The following is a 304-nucleotide window of genomic DNA, read 5'->3' on the forward strand; positions in this document are numbered from 1 at the left end:
ATCGGCCCAATGGGATCAGGCAAGTCAACTGTCGCTTCAATATTATCACAGCTTTTGTTCCTTCCATATATCGATACAGACCAAATAATCGAAAAGGAGCACGGCCCAGTCAACGAAATTTTCGCAAAGCAAGGCGAAGAGGCATTTCGTAAATACGAAACCGAAAGCTTATACCATATCCACGAACAATCCATAATTTCAACCGGTGGCGGAATCGTAACTAGCCCAGAAAACATGGCATTATTAAAAGACAGTTGACTTGCCTGATCCCATTGGGCCGATTAGGGCGATTGATTTTCCTTTA

General features: G+C 43.1%; 1 protein-coding gene. It reads left to right on the plus strand.

Translation table 11 applies throughout. The features are described from left to right. Positions 1-258 (plus strand): shikimate kinase (locus tag ACYVTD_RS19035; protein WP_461249142.1); only part of this gene is annotated, 258 nt, incomplete at its 5' end. Positions 259-304: the final 46 nt, after the last annotated feature.

Source organism: Treponema sp. R6D11 (genome assembly GCF_054786075.1).